The organism is Streptomyces sp. GbtcB7 (assembly GCF_019091445.1).
Taxonomy (GTDB): Bacteria; Actinomycetota; Actinomycetes; order Streptomycetales; family Streptomycetaceae; genus Streptomyces; species Streptomyces mirabilis.
This window is the reverse complement of the sequence record NZ_JAGXJM010000175.1, coordinates 1-366: the sequence shown is the minus strand read 5'-3', so window position 1 is coordinate 366 and position 366 is coordinate 1. Positions and strand designations below refer to the sequence as shown.

Annotated in this window: 1 protein-coding gene; it reads left to right on the top strand. The window is 63.1% G+C overall.

What is annotated here, in order from left to right; genetic code table 11:
• Nucleotides 1-366 (top strand): PRD domain-containing protein (locus KVT44_RS55730; RefSeq protein WP_217576898.1); only part of this gene is annotated, 366 nt, incomplete at both ends.

The following is a 366-nucleotide window of genomic DNA, read 5'->3' as shown; positions in this document are numbered from 1 at the left end:
GACGGCCTCGAACTTGACCCGCACATCTACCTGACGCTGACGGATCACTTGCACTTCGCGGTCGAGCGGCATCGCCGCGGAATGCGCGTCGTCAACCGACTCGCTTGGGAACTGAAGAACGTGTACCCCCGGGAGTACCGCGTGGGCGAGCGGGCAGTCTCGCTCTTGTCAGACCGTCTCGGTGTCGACCTTCCCGGGGAAGAAGCGGCCAACATCGCTTTCCATCTCGCCAATGCCTCTGTCGGGAGGAGCCCGATCAACACGCTTGAGGTCGTGCAGCTCATCGGCGCCGTCACGACCATCGTCTCCAATGCTTCCGGCATCCACTTCACCGGAGACGGCCTGCACTCACGACGATTCCTCGCC